This window comes from Paenalicyclobacillus cellulosilyticus (assembly GCF_014647315.1).
Taxonomy (GTDB): Bacteria; Bacillota; Bacilli; order Alicyclobacillales; family Alicyclobacillaceae; genus Alicyclobacillus_J; species Alicyclobacillus_J cellulosilyticus.
In genome coordinates this window covers 19,321-39,925 of sequence record NZ_BMOY01000024.1, presented here as the reverse complement: position 1 = coordinate 39,925, position 20,605 = coordinate 19,321, and the positions used below count along the sequence as shown (strand labels likewise).

Below are 20,605 nucleotides of genomic sequence, written 5' to 3'. Positions count from 1 at the left end.
GGGTTGGCGCACCTCGTCTGGGAGTCTGCGCTGCGCACGCCGGATGCGGCGGCCGCCTTGGCCGGGCCGCGGCCGGAGGCGTTGACGCCGGCGCAGGCCAGGGCGGTGGCGGACATCGTGGCGGCTGTGCAGCGCGGCCGGGGCGAGGCGGTGGTGCTGTTCGGCGTGACGGGCAGCGGGAAGACGGAGGTGTATCTGCGCGCCATCGCCGAGTGTCTGGCCGCGGGCGGCGGGGCCATCGTCCTCGTGCCGGAGATTGCCCTGACGCCGCAGATGGTCGCGCGGTTTGTCGACCGGTTCGGGTCGCGCGTGGCGGTGCTGCACTCCGGGCTGTCGGCCGGGGAAAAACGGGATGAGTGGTCGCGCATTCGGCGCGGGGAAGCGCGCATCGTGGTCGGTGCCCGCTCTGCGGTCTTCGCCCCGGTGCAAGGGTTGAAGCTCATCATCGTCGACGAGGAGCACGAGCCATCGTACAAACAGGAGGAAACGCCTCATTACGACGCGCGCGATGTCGCCCGTTGGCGCGCGCAGTACCGGGGCGGCGTGGTGGTCTACGGATCGGCGACCCCGTCGCTCGAGGCGATGCACGAGGTCGAACAGGGCCGCGCCCGCCTGCTGACCCTGCCGACGCGGGTCCACGGCGGGCCGCTGCCGCCGGTGCAAATCGTCGATATGCGCGAGGAGTTGCGGTCGGGCAACCGCAGCATTTTCAGCCGCGCCCTCGCGGACGGGCTGGAGCGGACGGTGACCGCGGGACATCAGGCCATGCTCTTTCTCAACCGCCGGGGGTACGCAGCGTTCGTGCTCTGCCGCAACTGCGGTGCCATTCTCCAATGCCCGCACTGCGACATCTCGTTGACGGTGCACAAGGGCGCGGCGGGCGAGGGTGCGCTTGTGTGCCACTACTGCGGTTTTGCGGCCGCCTTGCCGGATGCCTGCCCGGACTGCGGCGAGGCGGTGTTGCGCCCGTTCGGCATCGGAACGCAGCAGGTGGAAGAGGCCATCCGGGCGCGCTGGCCGCTGTGGCGCGTGGCCCGGATGGACGTCGACACCACGCGGCGCAAGGGGGCGCACCGCGAGGTGCTGGAGGCGTTCTACCGCAACGAGTTGGACGTCCTCGTCGGGACGCAGATGATCGCCAAAGGGTTGGACGTGCCGAACGTGGCGTTCGTCGGCGTGGTCATGGCGGACACGATGCTTGCCGTGCCGGACTTTCGGGCGGCGGAGCGGACATTCGACCTCTTGACCCAGGTCGTCGGGCGTGCGGGGCGGGCCGAGGTCCCGGGTGAGACGGTTATTCAGACGTTCCAACCGGATCACTACGCCATCCTCGCCGCGGCGCGCCACGATTACGCCGCGTTTTACCGCCAGGAGCGGGCGTTGCGCGAGCGGTTTTTCTATCCGCCGTTCTGCGAGCTGGCCGTGTTTGTCGCGGTTCACGCCGATCCAGGCATCGCACGCGGGGCGGCGGCCCGGTTTGAGCGTGAACTGCGCCGGCGCCTCGGCCCACAGCACGAGGTGTTGCCGGCGGTGCCCGCGGCCGTGCCGCGGGTGCAAAATCGGTTCCGTTACCAGGTTGTGATAAAATACAGGCGCTGGCCGGACGTGCAAGCGGCCGTGACCGCAGCGTACACTTTGGTGGAAGCGCGCCTCCGGCGGTACGGCGGCGCCTGCAGGCTCGACGTGAACGCCGGGAGAATATAGAGACAGGATGAGGAGCCGACCGCGCGGGCGGCAGAAGCCGCAAACGCGTGCGTGTGCGGTGTGAGAGGAGAGACGCAGCATGGCCATCCGGATCATTCGTACGGGAAACGACCCGGTGTTGCGGCAGATCGCGAAGCCGGTGACGAAGATCACGCCTGCCATCGAGAAGCTGTTGGACGACATGGCGGAGACGATGTACGACGCGGACGGCATCGGGTTGGCGGCGGTGCAAATCGGGGTGCCAAAGCGCGTCATCGTCATGGACGTGGGCGAAGGGCTGATTGAGCTCATCAACCCCGAGATCCTCAGCAAATCCGGCGAGCAGACGGGGATGGAAGCCTGCCTCTCGCTGCCCGGCATGCGCGGGGAGGTCACCCGGGCGCAGCACGTGACGGTGCGCGGGCTCAACCGCAAGGGAGAGACGGTGGAGTTTGCGGCCAGCGACCTGTTGGCCCGCTGTGTCCAGCACGAGGTGGACCACTTAAACGGCATCCTGTTCATCGATTACCTGCGCCCGGACCAAATCATCTACGAGCAAAAGGAGGCGCGGGCTGTGCGAGGGACGCGCGGGTCATGACCTCCGGAAAGCCGAAGCTGGTGTTCATGGGCACCCCCGAGTTTGCGGTGCCGAGCCTCGTGTCGCTGACGAACGCCGGTTTTCCGGTATTGGCGGTGGTGACCCAGCCGGACAGACCGGCCGGGCGCGGCCAAAAGCCCGCACCTTCTCCGGTCAAGCAGGCGGCCGCCCGGCTGGGCCTGCCGGTGCTGCAGCCTTCCTCCGCCCGCGACCCCGGGTTTCTCGCCGCAGTGGCTGCGCTGGCGCCGGACGTGATCGTCACCGCGGCGTACGGTCAGATCTTGCCGCAGCGCCTGCTCGATTTGCCGCGCGCGGGCTGTCTCAACCTCCACGCCTCGCTGTTGCCCCGCTGGCGGGGCGCGGCGCCGGTGCAACGCGCCATCTTGGCCGGGGATGCGGTCACCGGGGTGACGGTGATGAAGATGGTGCGCCGGTTGGACGCAGGTCCTGTCGTCGGGCAGCGGCGGGTGCCCATCGCCGACGATGACGACGCGGGCCGTTTGCTCCAGCGTTTGGCGTCCGCGGGCGCGGCGTTGCTGGTCGAACTCATCGAACCGTACGTGGCCGGAGAGATCGTCCCGACGCCCCAGGCTGAGGAAGAAGCCACGTACGCGGAGCGCATCACGAAGGCGGATGAGATCATCGATTGGCGGCGGCCGGTCATCGACATCTGGCGCCAGGTGCGGGCGCTCTCCCCGTCACCCGGCGCGTCGGCGCGGCTTTTCGGGCAGGTCGTCAAGGTGTGGGCGGCGCGGCCTGCCTCTGTCTCGCCGGGATGTGTGCCGCCCGCCGACGCCGAGCCCGCGGTGGTCTGCCGGGTGGGACGGCACGAGGTGTGGGTGCGCTGCGCGGACGGATGGCTCGCGCTGGAGACGGTGCAGCCTGCCGGCAAACGCCGCATGTCTGCGGACGACTGGGCGCGCGGTTGGCAGCGTGACCGTCTGCGCTTCGAACAGGAGGATGGGCGGTGAGCGGTCCCCATCGTTCGGACGGACGCCATCGCCTTGCCCGCCCTCGCCCCGGGGGGCATGTGTCTCCCGCGCGCCAGGCGGCGTTTGCGGTGCTTTTGGCGGTGGAACAGGACGAGGCGTACGCCAACGTGGCCCTGCAGCAGGCGCTGCGGGAAGGGGCGTGGTCTGCCCGCGACAAGGCGTTGTGCACAGGGTTGGTCTACGGGACGTTGCAGCGCCAGCGCTCGCTCGACGCGCTCATCGCCCCTTGGACGAGCCGTCCCCTCGGCGAGCTGACCCCTGCGGTCCGCGTCCTGTTGCGCATGGCGGTGTATCAATTGACGTTTCTCGATCGCGTCCCTGCCTATGCGGCCATCCATGAGGCGGTGGAACTGTGCAAATCGGTGCAGCCGCAGGCCGCCGGCTTCGTGAACGGGGTGTTGCGCAGCTTCGCGCGCGCGCCGTCGCCGCCCTGCGAGCGGTTGCGCGCGTTGGCGGATAAGGCGGCGGACGAAGCGGAGGCGTGGGGGATATGGTATTCCTATCCCACGTGGCTGGTGACGAGGTGGCGTGCCGCGTTCGGGCCGGCGCGGTGCGAGCGGATGCTCGCGGCGTGCAACGAGGAAGCCGGATTGTCGCTGCGCGTCAACCCGCTGCGGGCGAGCGTCGACGCAGTGGTGGCGGCGCTCGCCGCCCAAGGGGTGCATGCGGAGCCGTCGCCGGTGTCGCCGGCCGGGGTGCGGGTGGCGGACGGGTTTGCCGTCGAGAACGCCGCCGTGTACCGTGACGGGTGGGTGACGCCCCAGGACGAGGCCGCCATGCTCGTTGCACCGCTGGTGCGTCCAGCCGAGCATCGTCGCATTCTCGACATGTGCGCCGCCCCGGGGACCAAGACGACCCACCTCGCCGAACTGCAGGCGGATGGCGGAGACATCGAAGCGTGCGACATCCATCCGCACAAACTGCGCCTGCTCCACGGAGCGCTGCGCCGCCTCGGCATCGGGAGTGTGCGGACGCGGATGATGGACGCCCGCCTGCTCCCGGACCTTCCGGGGATGCGGGAGGCGTTCGATGCGGTTCTGCTCGATGCGCCGTGCAGCGGGTTCGGCGTCCTGCGCCACCGCCCGGACATCCGCTGGCGCAGGACGCCGGATGACGTGACGCGGCTTGCCCGGCTGCAGCGGGAACTCTTGCTCGCGGCCGTTCGCTTGGTACGGCCGGGCGGCGTGATCGTCTACAGCACGTGCACGCTGTTGCCGGAGGAGAACGAAGAGGTCGTGACAGCCGCCCTGTCGGCCGCGGCAGGTGCGGTCGTGGCGGAAGACATCCGGGATGAATTGCCACCACGGCCGCGGGCGGAGGCGGTGGACGCCCCACCCGGGCTGTACATCCTCCCGGATGCACTCGGCACCGACGGGTTTTTCATCGCCCGTTTGCGCAAGGTGCGTGCCGGTTGAAGGGTCGCTGTACACACCGCAGCGGCTGTCCGCGGCATGCGGATGAACGGGCAGACGCTAAACGGGGGGACGGACGATGCAGCATGCGTACGACATGACGGTGGACGCGTGGACGGCTTGGATGACGGAGCAAGGAGAACCTCGGTACCGCGGCCGGCAGGTCTTTCAATGGCTGCACCAAAAGCGAGCCACGACGTTTCAGGAGATGACCAATCTGCCGAAGGGGCTCAGGGAGCGCCTGGCGGCGGCGTTTGCGATTGGGACCGCGAAGGAACTGACGCGGCAGGTGTCGAAAGACGGAACGGTGAAGTTTTTGCTCGGTTGGCGCGACGGGGTGGCGGTGGAGACGGTGCTGATGCGCCACGATTACGGCAACAGCGTCTGTGTCTCCACACAGGCGGGCTGCAAGATGGGGTGTACCTTCTGCGCCTCGACACTCGGCGGGATGATCCGCCAGCTGACCGCGGGGGAGATGGTCGAGCAGCTGATGTTCAGCCAGCGTTTGCTCGACGAGGAGGGCGGCCGGGTGTCTTCGGTCGTCCTGATGGGGTCGGGTGAACCGATGGACAACTACGACGCGTGCATGAAGTTCATCGACATCATCCGGCACCCGGACGGGCTGAACATCGGGCAACGGCACATCACCATCTCGACCGTGGGCTTGGTGCCAGGGATCATCCGCCTCGCCGACGAGGGGCGGCCGATTACGCTCGCCGTCTCCCTGCACGCGCCGAACGACGAGATCCGTTCCCAACTGATGCCGGTGAACCGGGCGTATCCGCTCGCCAAATTGATGGCGGCGTGCCGTTACTACGTGCAAAAGACCGGGCGTCGGATCAGTTTTGAATACGCCCTCATCGCGGGGAAGAACGACCGCTTGGAGCACGCGCGGGAGTTGGCGGCGCTGGTGCGCGACCTGCCTTGCCACGTGAATCTCATTCCGGTCAACTATGTACCTGAGCGCAACTACCAGCGGACGCCGCCGGAGCAGGTGGAGGCGTTCGTGCGCGAGCTGCGCCGGCTCGGTCTCAACGTCACGGTTCGCCGCGAGAAGGGCCATGACATCGCCGCCGCGTGCGGCCAGTTGCGCGCAGAGTACGCTGCGAAGGCGTGATCGCGGCAAAGGCTGGCGCGGGGAGAAACCGAAGAGGTGGAGAACATGCTCTACGCCGCTCGATCCCACATCGGGCTCGTCCGCCAGGTGAACGAGGACGGGTTCGCCGTCCACGCGGACTTTCGTCCCTTCCGGTTGATTGTCGTCGCGGACGGGATGGGAGGTGCGTCGGCGGGCGAGGTTGCGAGCAAGATCGCGGTCGATACCGTATCCGATTATGTGCAGTCCGGGTTGCGCAACGAAGGGTGCGACCCGCAACAACTGATGCAGGAGGCCGTGTTCGCGGCGAACCAGCGCATCTGGGAGGTGGCGCAAGCCTCCGAGGCGTACCTCGGGATGGGCACGACCATCGTCGCGGCGCTGTTCGACGACACGGAGGTCACCATCGGCCACGTCGGCGACAGCCGCGGCTATCTGTTTCAGGACGGGAATTTGCAGCAGGTGACGCAGGACCACTCGCTGGTGGCGGAGTTGGTGCGCCGCGGCCAGATCACGGAAGATGAGGCGGTGCGCCATCCCCAGCGCAACATCGTCACCCGTTCACTGGGGACGGTGGCACACAGTTACCCGGACGTGGCGACGCGGCGTTGGCGACCCGGGGATGTCCTCCTGTTGTGCACCGACGGGCTGACGAATCTGGTCACGTCGTCGGAATTGGGGGATTACCTGCGCGAACTGTCCGGTGCGCGCTCGGAAGCGGACGTGGATCGTCTCGCGGACGCCTTGGTTCAGGTGGCGCTCGACCGGGGCGGCCACGACAACATCACGTTGGTCTTGGTCGTGCACCGCGAGGAGGGCAAGGCGGAATGACGCAGCTGTTGGGCGGACGCTACGAATTGCAAGCGCGGGTGGGCGAGGGAGGCATGGCCGTCGTCTACCGGGCCGTCGACCGGCTGCTGGGCCGCACCGTCGCGGTGAAGATGTTGCGACCGCAGTTCTCGGGGGATGAGGAGTTTGTGGCGCGTTTTCGCCAGGAAGCGCAGGCGGCGGCCAGGCTGTCGCATCCCAACATCGTCAACCTGTACGACATCGGCGTCGCGGACGGCGAATACTACATCGTGATGGAATACGTCGACGGCCCGACGCTCAAGGAGGTCATCCGCACGCGCGGCCCGTTGCCGGTGCAAGACGTGATCGACATCACGGCCCAGATCTGCGACGCCCTGCAGCACGCGCACGACCATCAGATCATCCATCGGGACATCAAGCCGCACAACATCCTGCTGACGAAGAACGGGCGGGTGAAGGTCACCGATTTTGGCATCGCGCGCGCCATAAGCGGCAACACCATCACCCATCACCCCAACCGTTCCGTGCTCGGGTCGGTGCATTACTTTTCCCCGGAGCAGGCGCGCGGCGCGGTGACCGACGTCAAGAGCGACATCTATTCGCTCGGCGTGGTCATGTATGAGATGCTCACCGGCAAACTGCCTTTTTCGGGCGAATCGCCTGTCAGCGTGGCGCTGAAGCACCTGCGGGACGGATTCGTGGAACCGCGCCGCATCAACCCCGAGATCCCGCAGAGCGTGGAGAACATCGTGCTCCGCTGCCTGGTCAAGGCACCCGAGCTGCGTTATCCGGACATGAGGTCGCTCAAGGACGACCTGGCGGATGCCCTCGTCCACCCGGACGTGCCGAAGATCGCGTTGCCGATGGATGACGACGGGGCGACCATCATGATTCCGGCCGTCGCTGCGCCCGGTCCGGAAGAAGCGGGGACGGAGGAGGAAGCGCGGTTGGAGCGAAAGCGTCGCCGCCGCTGGTGGCGGCCGGTGTTGTGGAGCGGCGTGGCGGTGAGTCTGCTCGGCGTCGGCGCCGTCGCCGCGTATTACATCGTCATGAGCCTCATCGAGGTACCGAACCTCAGGCTGCCGGATGTGGTCGGGATGCCGGAGGCCAAGGCGATGGCCGTGCTCAAGTCAGCCGGGTTCCGCCCGGAGCACATTCATATTGAACAGGCGCCGAATCTCAAGCATGCGCGGGGTATCGTGTATGCGCAAGACCCCACCGGCCCGACGGAGGTGAAGGAGACGCGGGACATCACGTTGTACGTGAGCAAAGGGGCGCCGAAGGTGACGATGCCCTACCTCGTCAACCTTCCCTTCGATCAGGCCCGCCAGCAATTGCTCGACCTTGGGCTTGCGCCGGATCTCATCATCGTCGACAAGATCTACACCGACCAATTTCCGTCCGGGTACGTCGTGAACACCTATCCCACCGCCGGGACGACGGTCGCCCTCGACGCCAAGGTGACGGTGTTCGTCAGCAAGGGCAGCCAGGTGACGATCCCGAACGTGATTGGGATGACCTTGAAGGACGCGAGCACCGCCCTGCAGACGGCCGGTCTCACTCTCGGCCATGTGTACCGGATGCCGTACGACGGCCAGGACGGCACCGTGTTCAACATCGGGCCGCAGAAAGTGGGAGAAAAGGTGCCCAAGGGGGCTGCCATCGATTTATACGTGGTCGACAATTCCGGCGCTGGATTGGGCATGGCGGGCGGGCTGGCCGGAGCGGAAGGCGGCGCGGCAGCGGGCGGATTGCCGGCGGGCGGCACGGGAGCAGATACAGGAGCAGGCGCGGGAGCAGACGGAACGACCAGCCCGAATCAGACCTCGGGCGGGATGCCGGCTGGCGGCGGTGGTGCCGGCGCAGGCGCGGGCCTTGGCGACAGCAGCGCAGGGACAAGCGCAGGCGCGGGCGCGACGGGTGACGCGGGTACCCCAGGCGGAGCCGCCTCAGGCGCTGCCGGTACGGCAGGGACCGCCGGCGGAGGCGGCGCTGCCGCGGGCACGGGCGGGGATCTGTCCACGCTGCGGATGATCCCGGCGCAGATCACCGTCCCGGATCCCGCAAACAAGCCGGTCCAGGTCAAGATTCTGAAGACGGACGCGTTCGGCGCGGGTCAGGTGGTGGCCGACGAGACCATTACGAAGACGGCCACGTGGTCGACGACGCTCTACGTCACCGCAGCACAGAGCGGCCGCATCGCGGTGTATGAGAACGGGAAATTGACGAAGGAACAAATCGTCCCGTACGACGCCCAAGCCGCGGGTGCCGGTTCGGCGCCGTGACAACCGGTCCGGGCGGTGCGGGCGGGTAAGACGCGCGCATGAGGGGGGAAGCGGATGGCGGAGCCGGAGGGGTTGGTGACACGGGCGGTCAACAGCATCTTCACGGTGCGGATGGGCGAGGAAGTGCGCATCTGCCGGGCGCGCGGCGTCTTGCGCAAGCGCGGCGAGAAGGTGCTGGTCGGAGACCGGGTGCGCGTGGAGCCTGTCGGAAGCGGGGAGGGCGTGATCGTCGAGGTGTTGCCGCGGCGCACGGAGTTGGTACGGCCGCCCATCGCCAACGTGGATCAAGCCCTGCTCGTCTTTTCCCTGGTGACGCCGGACTTTCACCACGCGCTCCTCGACCGGACGCTCGTCGCGGTGGCGGCTGCCGGATTGGACGCCGTCATCGCCATCACGAAGTGCGACCTCGATCCCGGCGGCCTGGCGGACGTCTGTGCTGCACCGTACCGCCAAGCCGGCTACAGGGTGATCTTGTGTTCCAGCGTCCGCGGTGACGGCATCGCCGACGTGCGGCAGGCGCTCGCGGGCCGGGTGACGGTGTTTGCCGGCCCTTCGGGCGCGGGCAAATCGAGCCTCGCCAACGCCATCGCGCCGGAACTCGGGCTGCGCATGGGCGAGGTGTCGGCCAAGCTGGGGCGGGGGCGCCACACGACGCGCCATGTGGAGTTGTTCCCGCTTGGCGGCGGGACGTTCATTGCGGATGCGCCCGGATTCAGCCAGCTCGACCTGGCGCTGCCGGCGCAGGAACTGAGGTATTATTTCCCTGATCTTGTGCGCGCGGCGAGCGGCTGCGCATTCCGTGGCTGCCTGCACATCGAGGAGGAGGAGGCGTGCGGTGTGAAGGCGGCGGTCGCCCGCGGTGAAATCCCGCCATCCCGGTATGAAAGCTATCGGGCGCTGTACCGCGAATTGCGCGAACAGGAGGAGAATCGATATTGAACGTCATCATCGCCCCATCCATTTTGGCGGCCGATTTTGGCTGTTTGGCGGCGGAAGTGGAGAGCGTGTTGGCTGCGGGGGCGGACTGGATCCACGTCGACGTGATGGACGGGCACTTCGTCCCCAACCTCACGTTGGGACCGATGGTCGTCTCCGCACTGCGCAAGCGGTTTGACTGCATCCTCGACGTGCACTTGATGATCACGTCCCCCGAGCGGTACATCGACGTGTTTGCGGACGCCGGGGCGAGCGTCCTCACCGTGCACGCGGAGGCGACGCCGCACGTTCATCGGGCGTTGCAGATGGTGAAGGCGCGCGGCCTCCGGGCTGGGTTGGCCTTCAACCCTGGCACCGGACTGGATATGATTGGGCATGTGGCTGACCTGTTGGACCTGGTGTTGGTCATGACCGTGAACCCGGGTTTCGGCGGGCAGGCGTTCATCCCGGGCACGGTGGAAAAGGTGCGCACGGCGCGGGCGCTCTTGCAGGCACAGGGGCGGAGCGATGTCGATGTGGAGGTGGACGGTGGCATCGCCCCCGACACCATCCGGCAGGTGGTGGCAGCGGGTGCGACGGTGTGCGTCGCGGGCACCTCCGTGTTCGGACAGCCGGATCGCAGGGCGGCCATCGCCGCGTTGCGACAGGCGGCGTCAGGGTCCGGATGTTGAAAGAGGGGGCGGAAAGGACGGAACAGGCACATTCGCCCGTGCCGGGAATATACATGTAGGGATCACGGCGCGCAGGGGAACTTGAGGATGGTCGCCGCGAACTCGTTGCCGCACAGGTGAGGAGGGACGCGTATGAAGTTCTACACCATCAAGCTGCCGAGGTTCTTGGGTGGAATCGTCAGGGCGTTCCTTGGTGCTTTCAGCAAAGACTAAGCGCGAGGGGCATGAAAAAAGCACCGCTGTGGTGCTTTTTTCTTCCCGCTTTCACAACGCGCGCGTGACCTTGCCCGCTTTCAGGCAGCGCGTGCATACCCGCAACCGCTTGATCCGGCCATCGACGTTCACCCGAACCGTCTGCAGGTTGGGCAGCCAACGCCGTTTGGTCAGGATGTGCGAGTGGCTGATCTTGTGTCCGGTCTGCGGTTGCTTGCCACAAATGTCACACCGTCTCGCCATCGTGTTCACGCCTCCAAGCTGTGTTTCCTGCACACATGACGCCATGTCACGGTTCGGTATTCTACCATACGCCGCAAGCGGCGCGCAACCAACCGCGACCGGCTTTTGGAACCGTCAGCCGGTGTAGTACAATGGCGAAAAGCAGGACTGGCGAGGGGGAACCCGTATGCCGAAAGTGTTGGAGACACCGTTGGGGCGGATCACCGTCGTGGAGGATGTGATTGCGACCATTGCCGGCTTGGCGGCCATGGACTGTTACGGTCTGGTGGGGATGGCGTCCCGGCGGCAGGTGAAAGACAGCATCTCCGAGTTGTTGGGCCGGGAGAATCCGGGGCGCGGCGTCGAGGTCCGGATTCAGGGCGACGAGGTCGAGGTCGATCTCTACATCGTGGTCAGCTACGGGACCAACATCTACGAAGTCGCGCAGAATGTGCGCGACAAGGTACGCTACGTCCTCAATGAGACGGTCGGCGTGGAGGTCGACCGCGTGAACATCTTCGTCCAAGGCGTGCGCGTGGCGACAGAACGGTAGGAGGCGTTCGATGGCGAATCGGTTGGTGCGATTGGACGGCGACCGCTTCGTGGCCATGATCAAGGCGGGGCACGAGCGTTTGCGCCAGCATGTCAGTCTGGTGAACGCGTTGAACATCTTCCCGGTGCCGGACGGCGATACGGGGACGAACATGGAGATGTCGTTGGCTGCAGGGGTGGAAAAGCTCGCCGCGCAGGCACACTGGACGCTGGCGGCGGCGGCTCACACCTTGGCGGCTGGATTGCTGATGGGGGCGCGCGGCAACTCGGGTGTCATCCTCTCCCAGTTGTTCCGCGGTTTTCTGCAGCTCCCGGAGGAGACGGCCGGGGTGCAGGAGTGTGCGAAGGCGTTGGCCGAAGGGGTGCACATCGCATACCGCGCAGTCGCAAAACCGGTCGAGGGGACGATGTTGACGGTGGCGCGCGAGGGCGCGGCGGCGGGCGTCAAGGCCGCCCGCCAGGCGGAGACATTGGCGGATTGGATGCGGTCGGTGGTCGCGGCGGCAAGAGAGGCGCTGGCGCGCACACCGGAACAGCTGCCGGTGTTGAAGCAGGCGGGTGTGGTCGATTCAGGCGGCCAAGGGTTACTCTTCATCTTTGAAGGGTTTCTCTCGTTTCTGGAAGGAAAAACCTCGGCCGACACCGCGCCGGCGGCGGCACCCGGCTCGGACGTCCATTGGACCGATTTTGCGGCAGCCCATGTGCCGGAGGAGGCGGAATACGGGTTCTGCACCGAGGTGTTGATCCGCACGCCGCAGGCGTCCGCGGCAGAAGCGGCGCTGCGCAGGAGCCTCTCCGGATACGGCACATCGTTGTTGGTGGTCGCCGCCGATGACCTGGTCAAGGTGCACGTGCACACCATGGAACCCCTGCGCGCCTTGCAGGATGCGGCCGGTCTCGGGGAATTGGTCAAGATCAAAGTGGAGAACATGACGCTGCAACACCAGACCATCCGCCAGCAAGCCCGGCCGGAGGCCACGGAGCCGCAGGCCGGTGGTGCGCCGGCGCCTGCGGTCGCATCTTGTTCCGCCGGCGCGGACCGGGCGTCTGCGCAGCGCGTGCCGCAAAGCCAGCTTCCGTCCCAGACCCGGGAGACGGCGGGCGCGACGCGCACGGCCGTCGTGGCGGTCGCCGCCGGGGACGGGCTGCGGGAGGTGTTCACCAGCCTCGGCGCAGCGGTCGTGCTGTCCGGGGGGCAGACGATGAACCCGAGCACGGAGGAGATTGTCGCCGCCGTCTCGTCTATCGATGGTGCGGCCGCCATTGTCTTGCCGAACAACAAGAACATCATCATGGCGGCGGAACAGGCGCGGCAGGTCGTCGGGCAGCGCGCCTTCGTCGTGCCGACCATCTCCATCCCGCAGGGTATCGCGGCGATGTTGGCGTTTTTGCCTGATTTGCCGCCGCACGACTTGGCCGCCAAGATGTGGGCTGCGGCGGAGCGCGTGCGCGCCGGGCACGTGGTGCGGGCGGTGCGCGACAGCGTGTACCAAGATGTCGCCATTCGCGCGAACCAGTTCCTCGGCCTCATCGATCAGACCCTGGTCGAGGTCGCCGAACACCGGAACGACGCCGCCCTGGCGGTGTTGACCCGCATGGGGGCGGCCGATGCGGAACTGTTGACCATGTTTTACGGCCGTGACGTTCCAAAGGAGGAAGCGGAGCGGTTGGCCGTCCTGTGCCGGGAGAGATTCGGGGTGGAAGTCGAACTGCAGGCAGGGGGCCAGCCGGTATACGATTACATCATGAGCTTGGAGTAAGGGAGATGAACTTGCGGGAAGTTCCTGTAACGGCCTTGCCCGGGGTCGGCCGCGCCAAGGCCGGGGCCTTGGCTGAACTGGGCATCCGCTCGGTGGACGACTTGCTGCACCACTATCCGGTGCGTTACGAAGATTGGCGTCCGCTTCCCTTCTCTGCCTTCCCGGATCAGGGCGTCGTCACCGCGCAGGGGGTGGTCGAAGGGACGGCCGAGGTCAGGTGGCAGAGGGGCAAATCCATCCTCCACTGCGTGTTGCGCATCGATCAGCGGTTCCGCGTGCACGCGTACTGGTTCAATCAGCACTGGCTCAAGGCCAAACTGACGCCGGGCCGGTTCATCACCGTCCGCGGCCGGTTCGATCGCGCCCGCCATGCCATCACCGTGACGCGCACCGCGATCGACAGCACGCCGAGCGAGTCGTTCTCACCCTGGACACCGGTCTACCGCAGCTCCCGCACGCTCCCGTCCCACCAACTGCACACCCTGATCCTCGCGGCGCTCGACCAGTATGCGGAGCACCTGCCGGAAGTCTTGCCGCACGGTCTGCGGGAGAAGTACCGGTTGGTGACCCACGCCGACGCCGTCCGCGGCATCCATAAGCCTGCCAGTGCCGAATCCCTGCGTCAGGCGCGGCGCCGGCTTGTCTTCGAGGAGTTTTTCCTGTTTCAATTGCAGCTCCAGGGGTTGCGGCGACGGCACGCCAAGTCCGGAGGGGGGCACGCGCGTCCGGTGCCGGATGACGCGCTGTCCGCGTTTATGGCCACGTTGCCGGCACCGTTGACGCATGCGCAAGTGCGGGCGTGCCAGGAGGTGCTTGCCGATTTGCGCCGACCGTCCGCGATGGCGAGGTTGCTGCAAGGCGACGTGGGTTCGGGCAAGACATGGGTCGCTCTGTTCGCAGCATACGCCGTGTGGCGGGCGGGATCGCAAACCGCGTTGATGGCCCCGACGGAGATCCTGGCGGAACAACACGCCGCTGAGGCGAAGCGGCGCTTGACACCGCTTGGGATGCGCGTGGGGCTGTTGACCGGGAGCACGCCACGGAAAGAGCGGCTCGACGTTCTGCGCGGCCTTCAGTCAGGGCAACTGCACGTCGTGGTAGGGACGCACGCCTTGCTCACCGAAGACGTCCAGTTTCGCGATCTCGGCTTGGTCGTCATCGATGAGCAGCACCGGTTCGGCGTCGCCCAGCGCGCCAAGCTGCTGGAGAAGGGGGACCGTCCTGACCTGCTCACCATCTCCGCCACCCCCATCCCGCGCACGCTCGCCCTCGCCCTGTATGGCGATCTCGATACCTCCATCTTGGACGAGCGCCCGGCGGGCCGCCAACCTGTGGAGACGCGGTGGATGGACCTGGAGCAGTCGGAAGAAGAAGCCATCCGCTTGGCGCGGCGGGAGCTGGCGCGCGGACATCAGGTGTACGTGGTCGCGCCGCTCGTGGAAGACGCTGAGGAAGATGCCGCCGAAGTGATTTCGGCCACGCGTTTGGCGGAGCGCTTGCGGGAGCAGTTCGCCGGGTTCCAAGTGGGCCTGTTGCACGGGCGGATGAACGGGCGGGAGAAGGACGCGGTCATGCGGTCGTTCGTCTGCGGCGAGCTCCAGGTCCTCGTCAGCACCACCGTGATTGAAGTGGGCATCGACGTACCGAACGCCACGGTGATGCTGGTGTACCACGCCGAGCGGTTCGGTCTCGCGCAATTACACCAACTCCGCGGCCGGGTCGGTCGCGGCGGACAACGCGGCTTCTGCATCCTGCTTGCCGACCGGCCGACCGACATCGCCCGGGCGCGCTTGGACACGCTGATCCGTGAACACGACGGATTCGTGATTGCGGAGCGGGACCTGGAGTTGCGCGGGCCGGGCGAGTTGTTCGGCCTCCGGCAGAGCGGCCTGCCGGAATTTGCACTGGGCGACTTGGCCCGGGACGTCAAGGTGATGGAGGTCGCGCGCACGGAGGCGCAGGCTTTGTTGCGCGATCCCGATTTTTGGCTGTTGCCTGCGTACGCCGGCTTGCGCGCGGCGTTGGCGGCAGAGCCGGCTGCGGCCGCGGATTGAGGCGGGACGCCGCGTGCGCCGGCGCGGGAGAATGTGGCAGTCATACAGGGTCGGCCGCGTGACATACTACGCGTACCAACCTCAAAGGAGGTGACGCACCATGGCACTGGGTCAGAAACGCAACACGCCGGTTGTGCCGCAGGCGTCGAAAGCACTGGAGCAATTTAAGTACGAGGTTGCGTCGGAACTGGGGATCACACCTCCGCAAGACGGGTACTGGGGCACGATGACCACGCGGGACACCGGGGCAATCGGCGGCAACATGACCCGCAAGCTGGTGGCGCTCGCCGAGCAGCAGTTGGCGGGCCGCCAAGGCTTCTGAACGATCCGTGGTTCCGCTCACGGCAGGATGTTGAAGCGGGCAAGGATACGCGGCCGCCAGGAAAAAGCGGCCGGCAGGCCGACCATAGGCCGCGCGCCGTGCCCGGGAGATACAGGAGGCCCTCCATGCGGGCCTCCTTTACTTGATAGACTTTCGCCGGCACTTGCCCTATAGTAAAAGCGCGTTCATGGTACGCCGACGGTATGTTGCATTCCGGGGGGAGTTATGAAACCGTCTTGGCACCGGTTTGCCTTCTGCCTTTTGCCGGAGCGCCTGATCACGCGCGTGGTGGGCGCCTTTGCGCGCAGCCGGCTGAGCCGGGTGGCCATCCCCTGGTTCGTACGTCATTTCGGGATCGATCTCGAAGAGTTGGACCGGCCGTTGTCCGAGTTCACCTCGCTCCTCGATCTGTTCATCCGCCGCCTGCGGCAGGGCGTGCGGCCCATTCACCCGGAGGGCGTGATTTCGCCGGTCGATGGCACGGTGCGGGCGCTGGGCCGCATCGAGGGTGAGCGCCTGCTCCAGGTCAAGGGGGTGCACTATTCGCTCGCCCGCCTGCTCGGCTCCCGCGAAGACGCCGCCCTGTTCGCAGACGGCCACTACATCACGCTGTACCTCAGCCCGCGCGATTACCACCGTATCCATGTGCCGCTCGACGGCGTGATGGTCGGTTGGCGCTACATCCCGGGCCGTTTGTTTCCCGTCAACGCATGGGGCATGCATCATGTCCAGGGCTTGTTCACCAAGAACGAGCGGATGGTGACGTTCGTGCGCACCGTGGCCGGCCGGATGGCGGTCGTCAAGGTCGGTGCCACCATCGTGGGCAGCATCCGCACCGACTACGCACCCAACCTCGAGCGGGCGTGGCGAAGGGGCCTGCCGATGATGGAGGGCCGCGGCGATGGCCGGTTGCTGCGGCGCGGCATGGAGTTGGGGCGGTTTGAGTTCGGTTCCACCGTCATCCTTGTCTTTGAGGCCGGCATGCTCGAATCGTTCGTGGTGGCACCGGGTGAGGCGGTCCGCATGGGGCAGCTCATCGCCACGCTTCGGTCATGCCTGCCCGTGTGATCGCATATCATGGCATCGGGACGAACCACACTACGCGTCCTCGCTTGCCGGCTGCGAGGAAAACTTGTACATTGTAGGAGAGCCCTTTCCGTGAGAACCGATGAGGTGAAGCGCATGAGGATTTTGGTCGCCGGAGGCGACGGGTTTTGTGGCTGGCCTACCGCCCTGCATCTGTCGAAGCGGGGGCATGAGGTCATCATCGTCGACAGTTTAATCCGCCGCAAATGGGATGAGGAGTTGGGTACCCAGTCGCTGACGCCCATCGCGACATTGGAGGAGCGCGTCGCGGCTTGGAAGGAACTTACTGGTCTAGAAATTCCCATCCGCATCGGCGATCTGACCAACTACGAATTCGTCGAGTCGGTGTTCCGCGAGTTTGAACCGGACGCCATCGTGCACTTCGGCGAGCAGCGTTCGGCGCCGTACTCCATGATTGACCGGGAGCACGCGGTGTTCACGCAGGTGAACAACGTGGTCGGCACGCTGAACATCCTGTTCGCCATCAAGGCGGTGAAACTGGACTGCCATCTCATCAAGCTGGGGACGATGGGCGAGTACGGGACGCCGAACATCGATGTGGAGGAAGGGTACATCCGCATCCGCCACAAAGGGCGGGAAGACGTGCTCCCGTATCCGAAGCAGCCGTTCTCGTTCTATCACCTGTCGAAGGTCCACGACAGCCACAACATCATGTTCTGCTGCAAGGCATGGGGCATCCGCGCCACGGACCTCAACCAAGGGGTGGTCTACGGGCTGTGGACGCCGGAGACCAGGATGGACGAACGGCTCTACAACCGGATCGATTACGACGGTGTGTTCGGCACGGCGCTCAACCGGTTCTGCATCCAGGCTGCGGTCGGGCACGACCTCACCGTGTACGGAAAGGGCGGGCAGACCCGCGGCTTCCTCGACATCCGCGACACGGTCCAGTGCATCGAGCTGGCGGCGTTGCACCCGGCGGAACCCGGGGAGTTCCGGGTGTTCAACCAGTTTACGGAACAGTTCTCCGTATTGGAGTTGGCCCAGCGTGTGCAGCGGGTGGCGGCCGAGATGGGCTTGAAGGTGAACATCGCCCACCTGCCCAATCCGCGCGTGGAGAAAGAACAACACTACTACAACGCGGTGCACACGAAGCTGACCGATCTCGGCCTCAAGCCGCACCTGTTGTCGGACGACCTGTTGCGCGAACTGATTGAGACGGCCCAACGGTATCGCGATCGCGTCGATTTCAAGGTGATCGCGCCCACCGCCACGTGGAGGTAGCGCCGGGGTATGCGCATCGCGATGTTCACCGAGACGTTCCTGCCGAGCACGGACGGCATCGTGACGCGGCTGTTGGCGACGCTGCGCCACTTGGGGGACGCCGGCCACGAGGTGTTGCTGTTCGCGCCGGCGGGCGGCCCGGCGCAGTACGGGGCGGCGCGCGTCATCGGTGTCCCGCCCTTTCGTTTTTTTCTCTATCCGGAAAAAAACTTCGCGCTGCCGAGACCCGGTCTCGGGCGTCATCTGCGCGCGTTTCAACCGGATCTTGTGCACGTGGTGAACCCGGCTTTCCTCGGTTTGGCCGGGATTTACTATGCGAAGCGCCTGCGGGTGCCGCTCGTCGCCTCGTATCACACCAACGTGCCGCACTACGCCCGCCACTACCGGCTCAATTGGCTGGAACCGGCGTTGTGGTGGTACTTTCGCACCCTCCACAACCAAGCGAGCCTCAACCTGTGCACGTCGCGCGCGACGCTGCATGAGCTTGCGGCACACGGGTTTGAGCGCTTGGAGCTGTGGGACCGCGGCGTCGATGTGGACCTGTTTTCCCGCGCCAGGCGGAGCGAGGAGATGCGGCGCCTTCTGTGCGGTGGACAGGCGGATGCAAACACCCGGGTCTTGTTGTACGTCGGGCGGTTGGCGGCGGAAAAAGGCATTGAGCGCATCCGGCCTGCCCTCGCGCGCTTGCCGGACGTCCACTTCGCCGTGGTCGGCGACGGGCCGCACCGCAAGTCGTTGGAGGCGTGTTTTGCCGGGACGCGCACGACGTTCCTCGGCTACCTGCACGGGGAGACGCTCGCTGAAGCGTACGCGTCGGCCGATGGGTTCATTTTCCCTTCCACCACCGAGACCTTGGGGTTGGTGCTGTTCGAGGCCATGGCGGCCGGATTGCCGGTCGTCGCCGCCGACAGCGCGCCAACCCGCGAGGTGTTGGCGGACGGGGCCGCTGGATTCATCTTCGACCCCCATCGCCCCGATTCGCTCGTGCAAGCGCTGTGCGCCATGTTCTACGACCCTGCGCGGCGGGAAGCGGTGATCCGCCGCGGCCGCGAGACGGCCGCGCAACTCGACTGGCGCGGACCGACGGAACAACTCCTGCGCTATTACCGCAGGGTGTTGGCGCAACCTGCGCCCGTCCCGACCGCCGTGCCGCGCGGCGGGAAGTTGTGAGGCCGCCGCGGCAGCGCCTGCGGCGTCTTTGTCTCCGGTTCGGCTAGGCGCACCCTTTCCGACGCCTTGCCGCCGCGTCGCGCGGCATCATGGTTTTGCTTGCGGATCGGGCGTGACCGGCTCGACAGGCATGCGGCCGAACACCGACTCGGCGTAAGCGGCCGCTTGCAACACCAAACGGTCCTGTCTTGGCCCAGCCACCACCTGCAAGCCGAACGGCAATCCTTCTTCCGTCCAACCGGCCGGCAGCGAGACGGCCGGCAATCCCGTCAGGTTCCACGGGTTTGTCCACCGGGTGAGGGCGGACCGCACCCACACCGTTTCCCCGTTCAGTTCCGTTTGCGTCTGTCCGCGCGCGGGCGCGGCCACCGGGACCGTTGGCAGGATCAGCACATCGACCTGCGCCCACACCGCGGCCAACGCCCGGATGGTGGCCGCCTGCACCTCTTTCGCCCACACGTAATCCGCGCCGGTGAATTGCTGGGCAGCTTCCAGGCGTTCCCGGACGTCTTTCCCGTACCGCTCCGGGGCGGTGGCAAGCAGTTCGCGATGGACGTGCCGCGCCTCGCTGGCGAGGATGATGTTCTGAGCAACCGGGATGTCCGAGGCGTGCGGGATGTCGACCGGCCTGAACGACCATCCCGCGGCTTCCAGTTGTGCCAAGGCGCGCGCGAACGCATGGCGCACGCCTGCCTGACCGCCGGCGAACAAGCTCCCGCCCGGCAGACCAGCCACCAGCTTGCGCCGCGGCAGGCAAAGGTCCGTCGGATGCGCCAGCAGCAAGCGGTGAAGTTCGTTCGGGTCCCATCCCGCCAGGACCGCGAACAAGTAAGCGGCGTCGGCCACCGATCGGGCCAAGGGACCGACGTGATCGAGCGAGGGTGCCAAGGGGAAGACGCCATGGGTGCTGATGCGGCCGTAGCTTGGCTTGAAGCCCACACACCCGCACAGGGCGGCGGGGATGCGGATGCTCCCGCCCGTGTCGGTACCAAGCGCACCTGCGCACAAACCGGCTGCCACCGCGGCGGCGCTGCCACCGCTCGACCCGCCGGACAGACGGTCTTTTTGCCACGGGTTGCGGCAAGCACCGAAGTGGGGATTGTCGTTCGTCGTGCCATAAGCGTATTCGTGCAGGTTGGTCTTGCCGAGGATGACCGCGCCGGCGCGACGCAGCCTCCGCACCGCCCGGGCTTCGCGCGGCGGACGGTGCCGGACGTGGATGCCGCCGTAGGTGGTGTCGAGGTAAGGGGTGTCGAACAAGTCTTTGATGGCGATGGGCACCCCGGCGAGCGGCGGGACGAAGCCTCCTTGGGACCGGCGCCTGTCGGCTTCCGCCGCATCGGCCAGCGCGCGGTCGGAGATGGTGATGTAAGCGCAAAGGCAGGGATTCAGGCGCTGCGCCCGTTCCAGATACAGCGAGGTCAACTCGACGGCCGAGATGTCGCGTGCTGCCAAACGCCGCAGTGTCTCGACCAACGACCATGCCCAAGGTTCCATG

Annotated in this window: 19 protein-coding genes; 17 read left to right on the top strand and 2 right to left on the bottom strand. The window is 66.6% G+C overall.

The window, feature by feature from the left end; translation table 11 throughout:
• The 10 genes from priA to spoVM all read left to right on the top strand — a co-directional run.
• On the top strand, window positions 1-1,704 hold a 1,704-nt coding region (gene priA, locus IEX97_RS08570), incomplete at its 5' end, for a replication restart helicase PriA (RefSeq protein WP_188882379.1).
• A gap of 79 nt (window positions 1,705-1,783) precedes the next feature.
• Window positions 1,784-2,281 (top strand): peptide deformylase, encoded by a 498-nt coding sequence (gene def, locus IEX97_RS08565; RefSeq protein ID WP_188882378.1) that lies wholly within the window; start codon window positions 1,784-1,786, stop codon window positions 2,279-2,281.
• Window positions 2,278-3,252 (top strand): methionyl-tRNA formyltransferase, encoded by a 975-nt coding sequence (gene fmt, locus IEX97_RS08560; protein WP_188882377.1) that lies wholly within the window; start codon window positions 2,278-2,280, stop codon window positions 3,250-3,252. The genes def and fmt overlap by 4 nt, the downstream gene beginning before the upstream one ends.
• Window positions 3,249-4,688 (top strand): 16S rRNA (cytosine(967)-C(5))-methyltransferase RsmB, encoded by a 1,440-nt coding sequence (gene rsmB / locus IEX97_RS08555; RefSeq protein ID WP_188882376.1) that lies wholly within the window; start codon window positions 3,249-3,251, stop codon window positions 4,686-4,688. Before fmt ends, rsmB begins: the two co-directional genes overlap by 4 nt.
• Before the next feature lie 76 nt (window positions 4,689-4,764).
• Window positions 4,765-5,802 carry a dual-specificity RNA methyltransferase RlmN gene (gene rlmN, locus IEX97_RS08550; RefSeq protein WP_188882375.1) on the top strand — a complete coding sequence of 346 codons (1,038 nt, stop codon included), beginning with the start codon at window positions 4,765-4,767 and terminating at the stop codon, window positions 5,800-5,802.
• A gap of 45 nt (window positions 5,803-5,847) precedes the next feature.
• Complete coding sequence (locus tag IEX97_RS08545; RefSeq protein ID WP_188882385.1) at window positions 5,848-6,612, top strand: Stp1/IreP family PP2C-type Ser/Thr phosphatase; 765 nt, start codon at window positions 5,848-5,850, stop codon at window positions 6,610-6,612.
• Window positions 6,609-8,876, top strand: coding sequence for a Stk1 family PASTA domain-containing Ser/Thr kinase (pknB, locus tag IEX97_RS08540; protein ID WP_188882374.1), 2,268 nt, complete (start codon window positions 6,609-6,611; stop codon window positions 8,874-8,876). Before IEX97_RS08545 ends, pknB begins: the two co-directional genes overlap by 4 nt.
• Before the next feature lie 54 nt (window positions 8,877-8,930).
• Window positions 8,931-9,815, top strand: coding sequence for a ribosome small subunit-dependent GTPase A (rsgA, locus tag IEX97_RS08535; RefSeq protein WP_188882373.1), 885 nt, complete (start codon window positions 8,931-8,933; stop codon window positions 9,813-9,815).
• Window positions 9,816-9,820: 5 nt separating this feature from the next.
• Complete coding sequence (gene rpe, locus IEX97_RS08530) at window positions 9,821-10,483, top strand: ribulose-phosphate 3-epimerase (protein ID WP_188882384.1); 663 nt, start codon at window positions 9,821-9,823, stop codon at window positions 10,481-10,483.
• A 132-nt stretch (window positions 10,484-10,615) separates the two neighbouring features.
• Window positions 10,616-10,696, top strand: a complete 81-nt coding sequence (gene spoVM / locus IEX97_RS08525) for a stage V sporulation protein SpoVM (RefSeq protein ID WP_188882383.1) — start codon at window positions 10,616-10,618, stop codon at window positions 10,694-10,696.
• A gap of 51 nt (window positions 10,697-10,747) precedes the next feature.
• Here the strand turns inward: spoVM and rpmB are convergent, their stop codons facing one another.
• Complete coding sequence (rpmB, locus tag IEX97_RS08520; RefSeq protein ID WP_188882372.1) at window positions 10,748-10,939, bottom strand: 50S ribosomal protein L28; 192 nt, start codon at window positions 10,937-10,939, stop codon at window positions 10,748-10,750.
• A gap of 166 nt (window positions 10,940-11,105) precedes the next feature.
• Between rpmB and IEX97_RS08515 the strand changes: the two genes are divergently transcribed.
• From IEX97_RS08515 to IEX97_RS08485, 7 genes are all read left to right on the top strand, one after another.
• Entirely contained in the window at window positions 11,106-11,471 is a 366-nt protein-coding gene (locus tag IEX97_RS08515; RefSeq protein ID WP_188882371.1) for an Asp23/Gls24 family envelope stress response protein, read from the top strand.
• 10 nt (window positions 11,472-11,481) lie between these two features.
• Window positions 11,482-13,230, top strand: a complete 1,749-nt coding sequence (locus IEX97_RS08510) for a DAK2 domain-containing protein (RefSeq protein ID WP_188882370.1) — start codon at window positions 11,482-11,484, stop codon at window positions 13,228-13,230.
• A gap of 5 nt (window positions 13,231-13,235) precedes the next feature.
• Window positions 13,236-15,284 carry an ATP-dependent DNA helicase RecG gene (recG, locus tag IEX97_RS08505; RefSeq protein WP_188882369.1) on the top strand — a complete coding sequence of 683 codons (2,049 nt, stop codon included), beginning with the start codon at window positions 13,236-13,238 and terminating at the stop codon, window positions 15,282-15,284.
• A gap of 100 nt (window positions 15,285-15,384) precedes the next feature.
• A complete protein-coding gene (locus tag IEX97_RS08500) occupies window positions 15,385-15,606 on the top strand; it encodes an alpha/beta-type small acid-soluble spore protein (protein WP_188882368.1) in 222 nt (73 codons plus the stop codon).
• Between the two features lie 225 nt (window positions 15,607-15,831).
• Window positions 15,832-16,674 (top strand): archaetidylserine decarboxylase, encoded by an 843-nt coding sequence (gene asd, locus IEX97_RS08495; protein WP_188882367.1) that lies wholly within the window; start codon window positions 15,832-15,834, stop codon window positions 16,672-16,674.
• Between the two features lie 114 nt (window positions 16,675-16,788).
• Window positions 16,789-17,937 (top strand): NAD-dependent epimerase/dehydratase family protein, encoded by a 1,149-nt coding sequence (locus IEX97_RS08490; protein ID WP_188882366.1) that lies wholly within the window; start codon window positions 16,789-16,791, stop codon window positions 17,935-17,937.
• A gap of 9 nt (window positions 17,938-17,946) precedes the next feature.
• Window positions 17,947-19,107, top strand: a complete 1,161-nt coding sequence (locus IEX97_RS08485; RefSeq protein ID WP_188882365.1) for a glycosyltransferase family 4 protein — start codon at window positions 17,947-17,949, stop codon at window positions 19,105-19,107.
• An 87-nt stretch (window positions 19,108-19,194) separates the two neighbouring features.
• Here IEX97_RS08485 and IEX97_RS08480 read toward each other — a convergent pair whose 3' ends face one another.
• Window positions 19,195-20,604: an amidase gene (locus IEX97_RS08480; protein ID WP_188882364.1), complete on the bottom strand. Its 1,410-nt coding sequence runs from the start codon at window positions 20,602-20,604 to the stop codon at window positions 19,195-19,197.
• Window position 20,605 lies beyond the last annotated feature (1 nt).

Coding starts and splice junctions, on each gene's coding strand:
- IEX97_RS08545 (WP_188882385.1), top strand. CDS start 5,848: ATGCTCTACGCCGCTCGATCCCACATCGGGCTCGTCCGCCAGGTGAAC.
- IEX97_RS08480 (WP_188882364.1), bottom strand. CDS start 20,604: ATGGAACCTTGGGCATGGTCGTTGGTCGAGACACTGCGGCGTTTGGCA.
- IEX97_RS08500 (WP_188882368.1), top strand. CDS start 15,385: ATGGCACTGGGTCAGAAACGCAACACGCCGGTTGTGCCGCAGGCGTCG.
- rlmN (WP_188882375.1), top strand. CDS start 4,765: ATGCAGCATGCGTACGACATGACGGTGGACGCGTGGACGGCTTGGATG.
- rpmB (WP_188882372.1), bottom strand. CDS start 10,939: ATGGCGAGACGGTGTGACATTTGTGGCAAGCAACCGCAGACCGGACAC.
- recG (WP_188882369.1), top strand. CDS start 13,236: ATGAACTTGCGGGAAGTTCCTGTAACGGCCTTGCCCGGGGTCGGCCGC.
- asd (WP_188882367.1), top strand. CDS start 15,832: ATGAAACCGTCTTGGCACCGGTTTGCCTTCTGCCTTTTGCCGGAGCGC.
- rsgA (WP_188882373.1), top strand. CDS start 8,931: ATGGCGGAGCCGGAGGGGTTGGTGACACGGGCGGTCAACAGCATCTTC.
- spoVM (WP_188882383.1), top strand. CDS start 10,616: ATGAAGTTCTACACCATCAAGCTGCCGAGGTTCTTGGGTGGAATCGTC.
- IEX97_RS08510 (WP_188882370.1), top strand. CDS start 11,482: ATGGCGAATCGGTTGGTGCGATTGGACGGCGACCGCTTCGTGGCCATG.
- def (WP_188882378.1), top strand. CDS start 1,784: ATGGCCATCCGGATCATTCGTACGGGAAACGACCCGGTGTTGCGGCAG.
- pknB (WP_188882374.1), top strand. CDS start 6,609: ATGACGCAGCTGTTGGGCGGACGCTACGAATTGCAAGCGCGGGTGGGC.
- IEX97_RS08490 (WP_188882366.1), top strand. CDS start 16,789: ATGAGGATTTTGGTCGCCGGAGGCGACGGGTTTTGTGGCTGGCCTACC.
- fmt (WP_188882377.1), top strand. CDS start 2,278: ATGACCTCCGGAAAGCCGAAGCTGGTGTTCATGGGCACCCCCGAGTTT.
- IEX97_RS08515 (WP_188882371.1), top strand. CDS start 11,106: ATGCCGAAAGTGTTGGAGACACCGTTGGGGCGGATCACCGTCGTGGAG.
- IEX97_RS08485 (WP_188882365.1), top strand. CDS start 17,947: ATGCGCATCGCGATGTTCACCGAGACGTTCCTGCCGAGCACGGACGGC.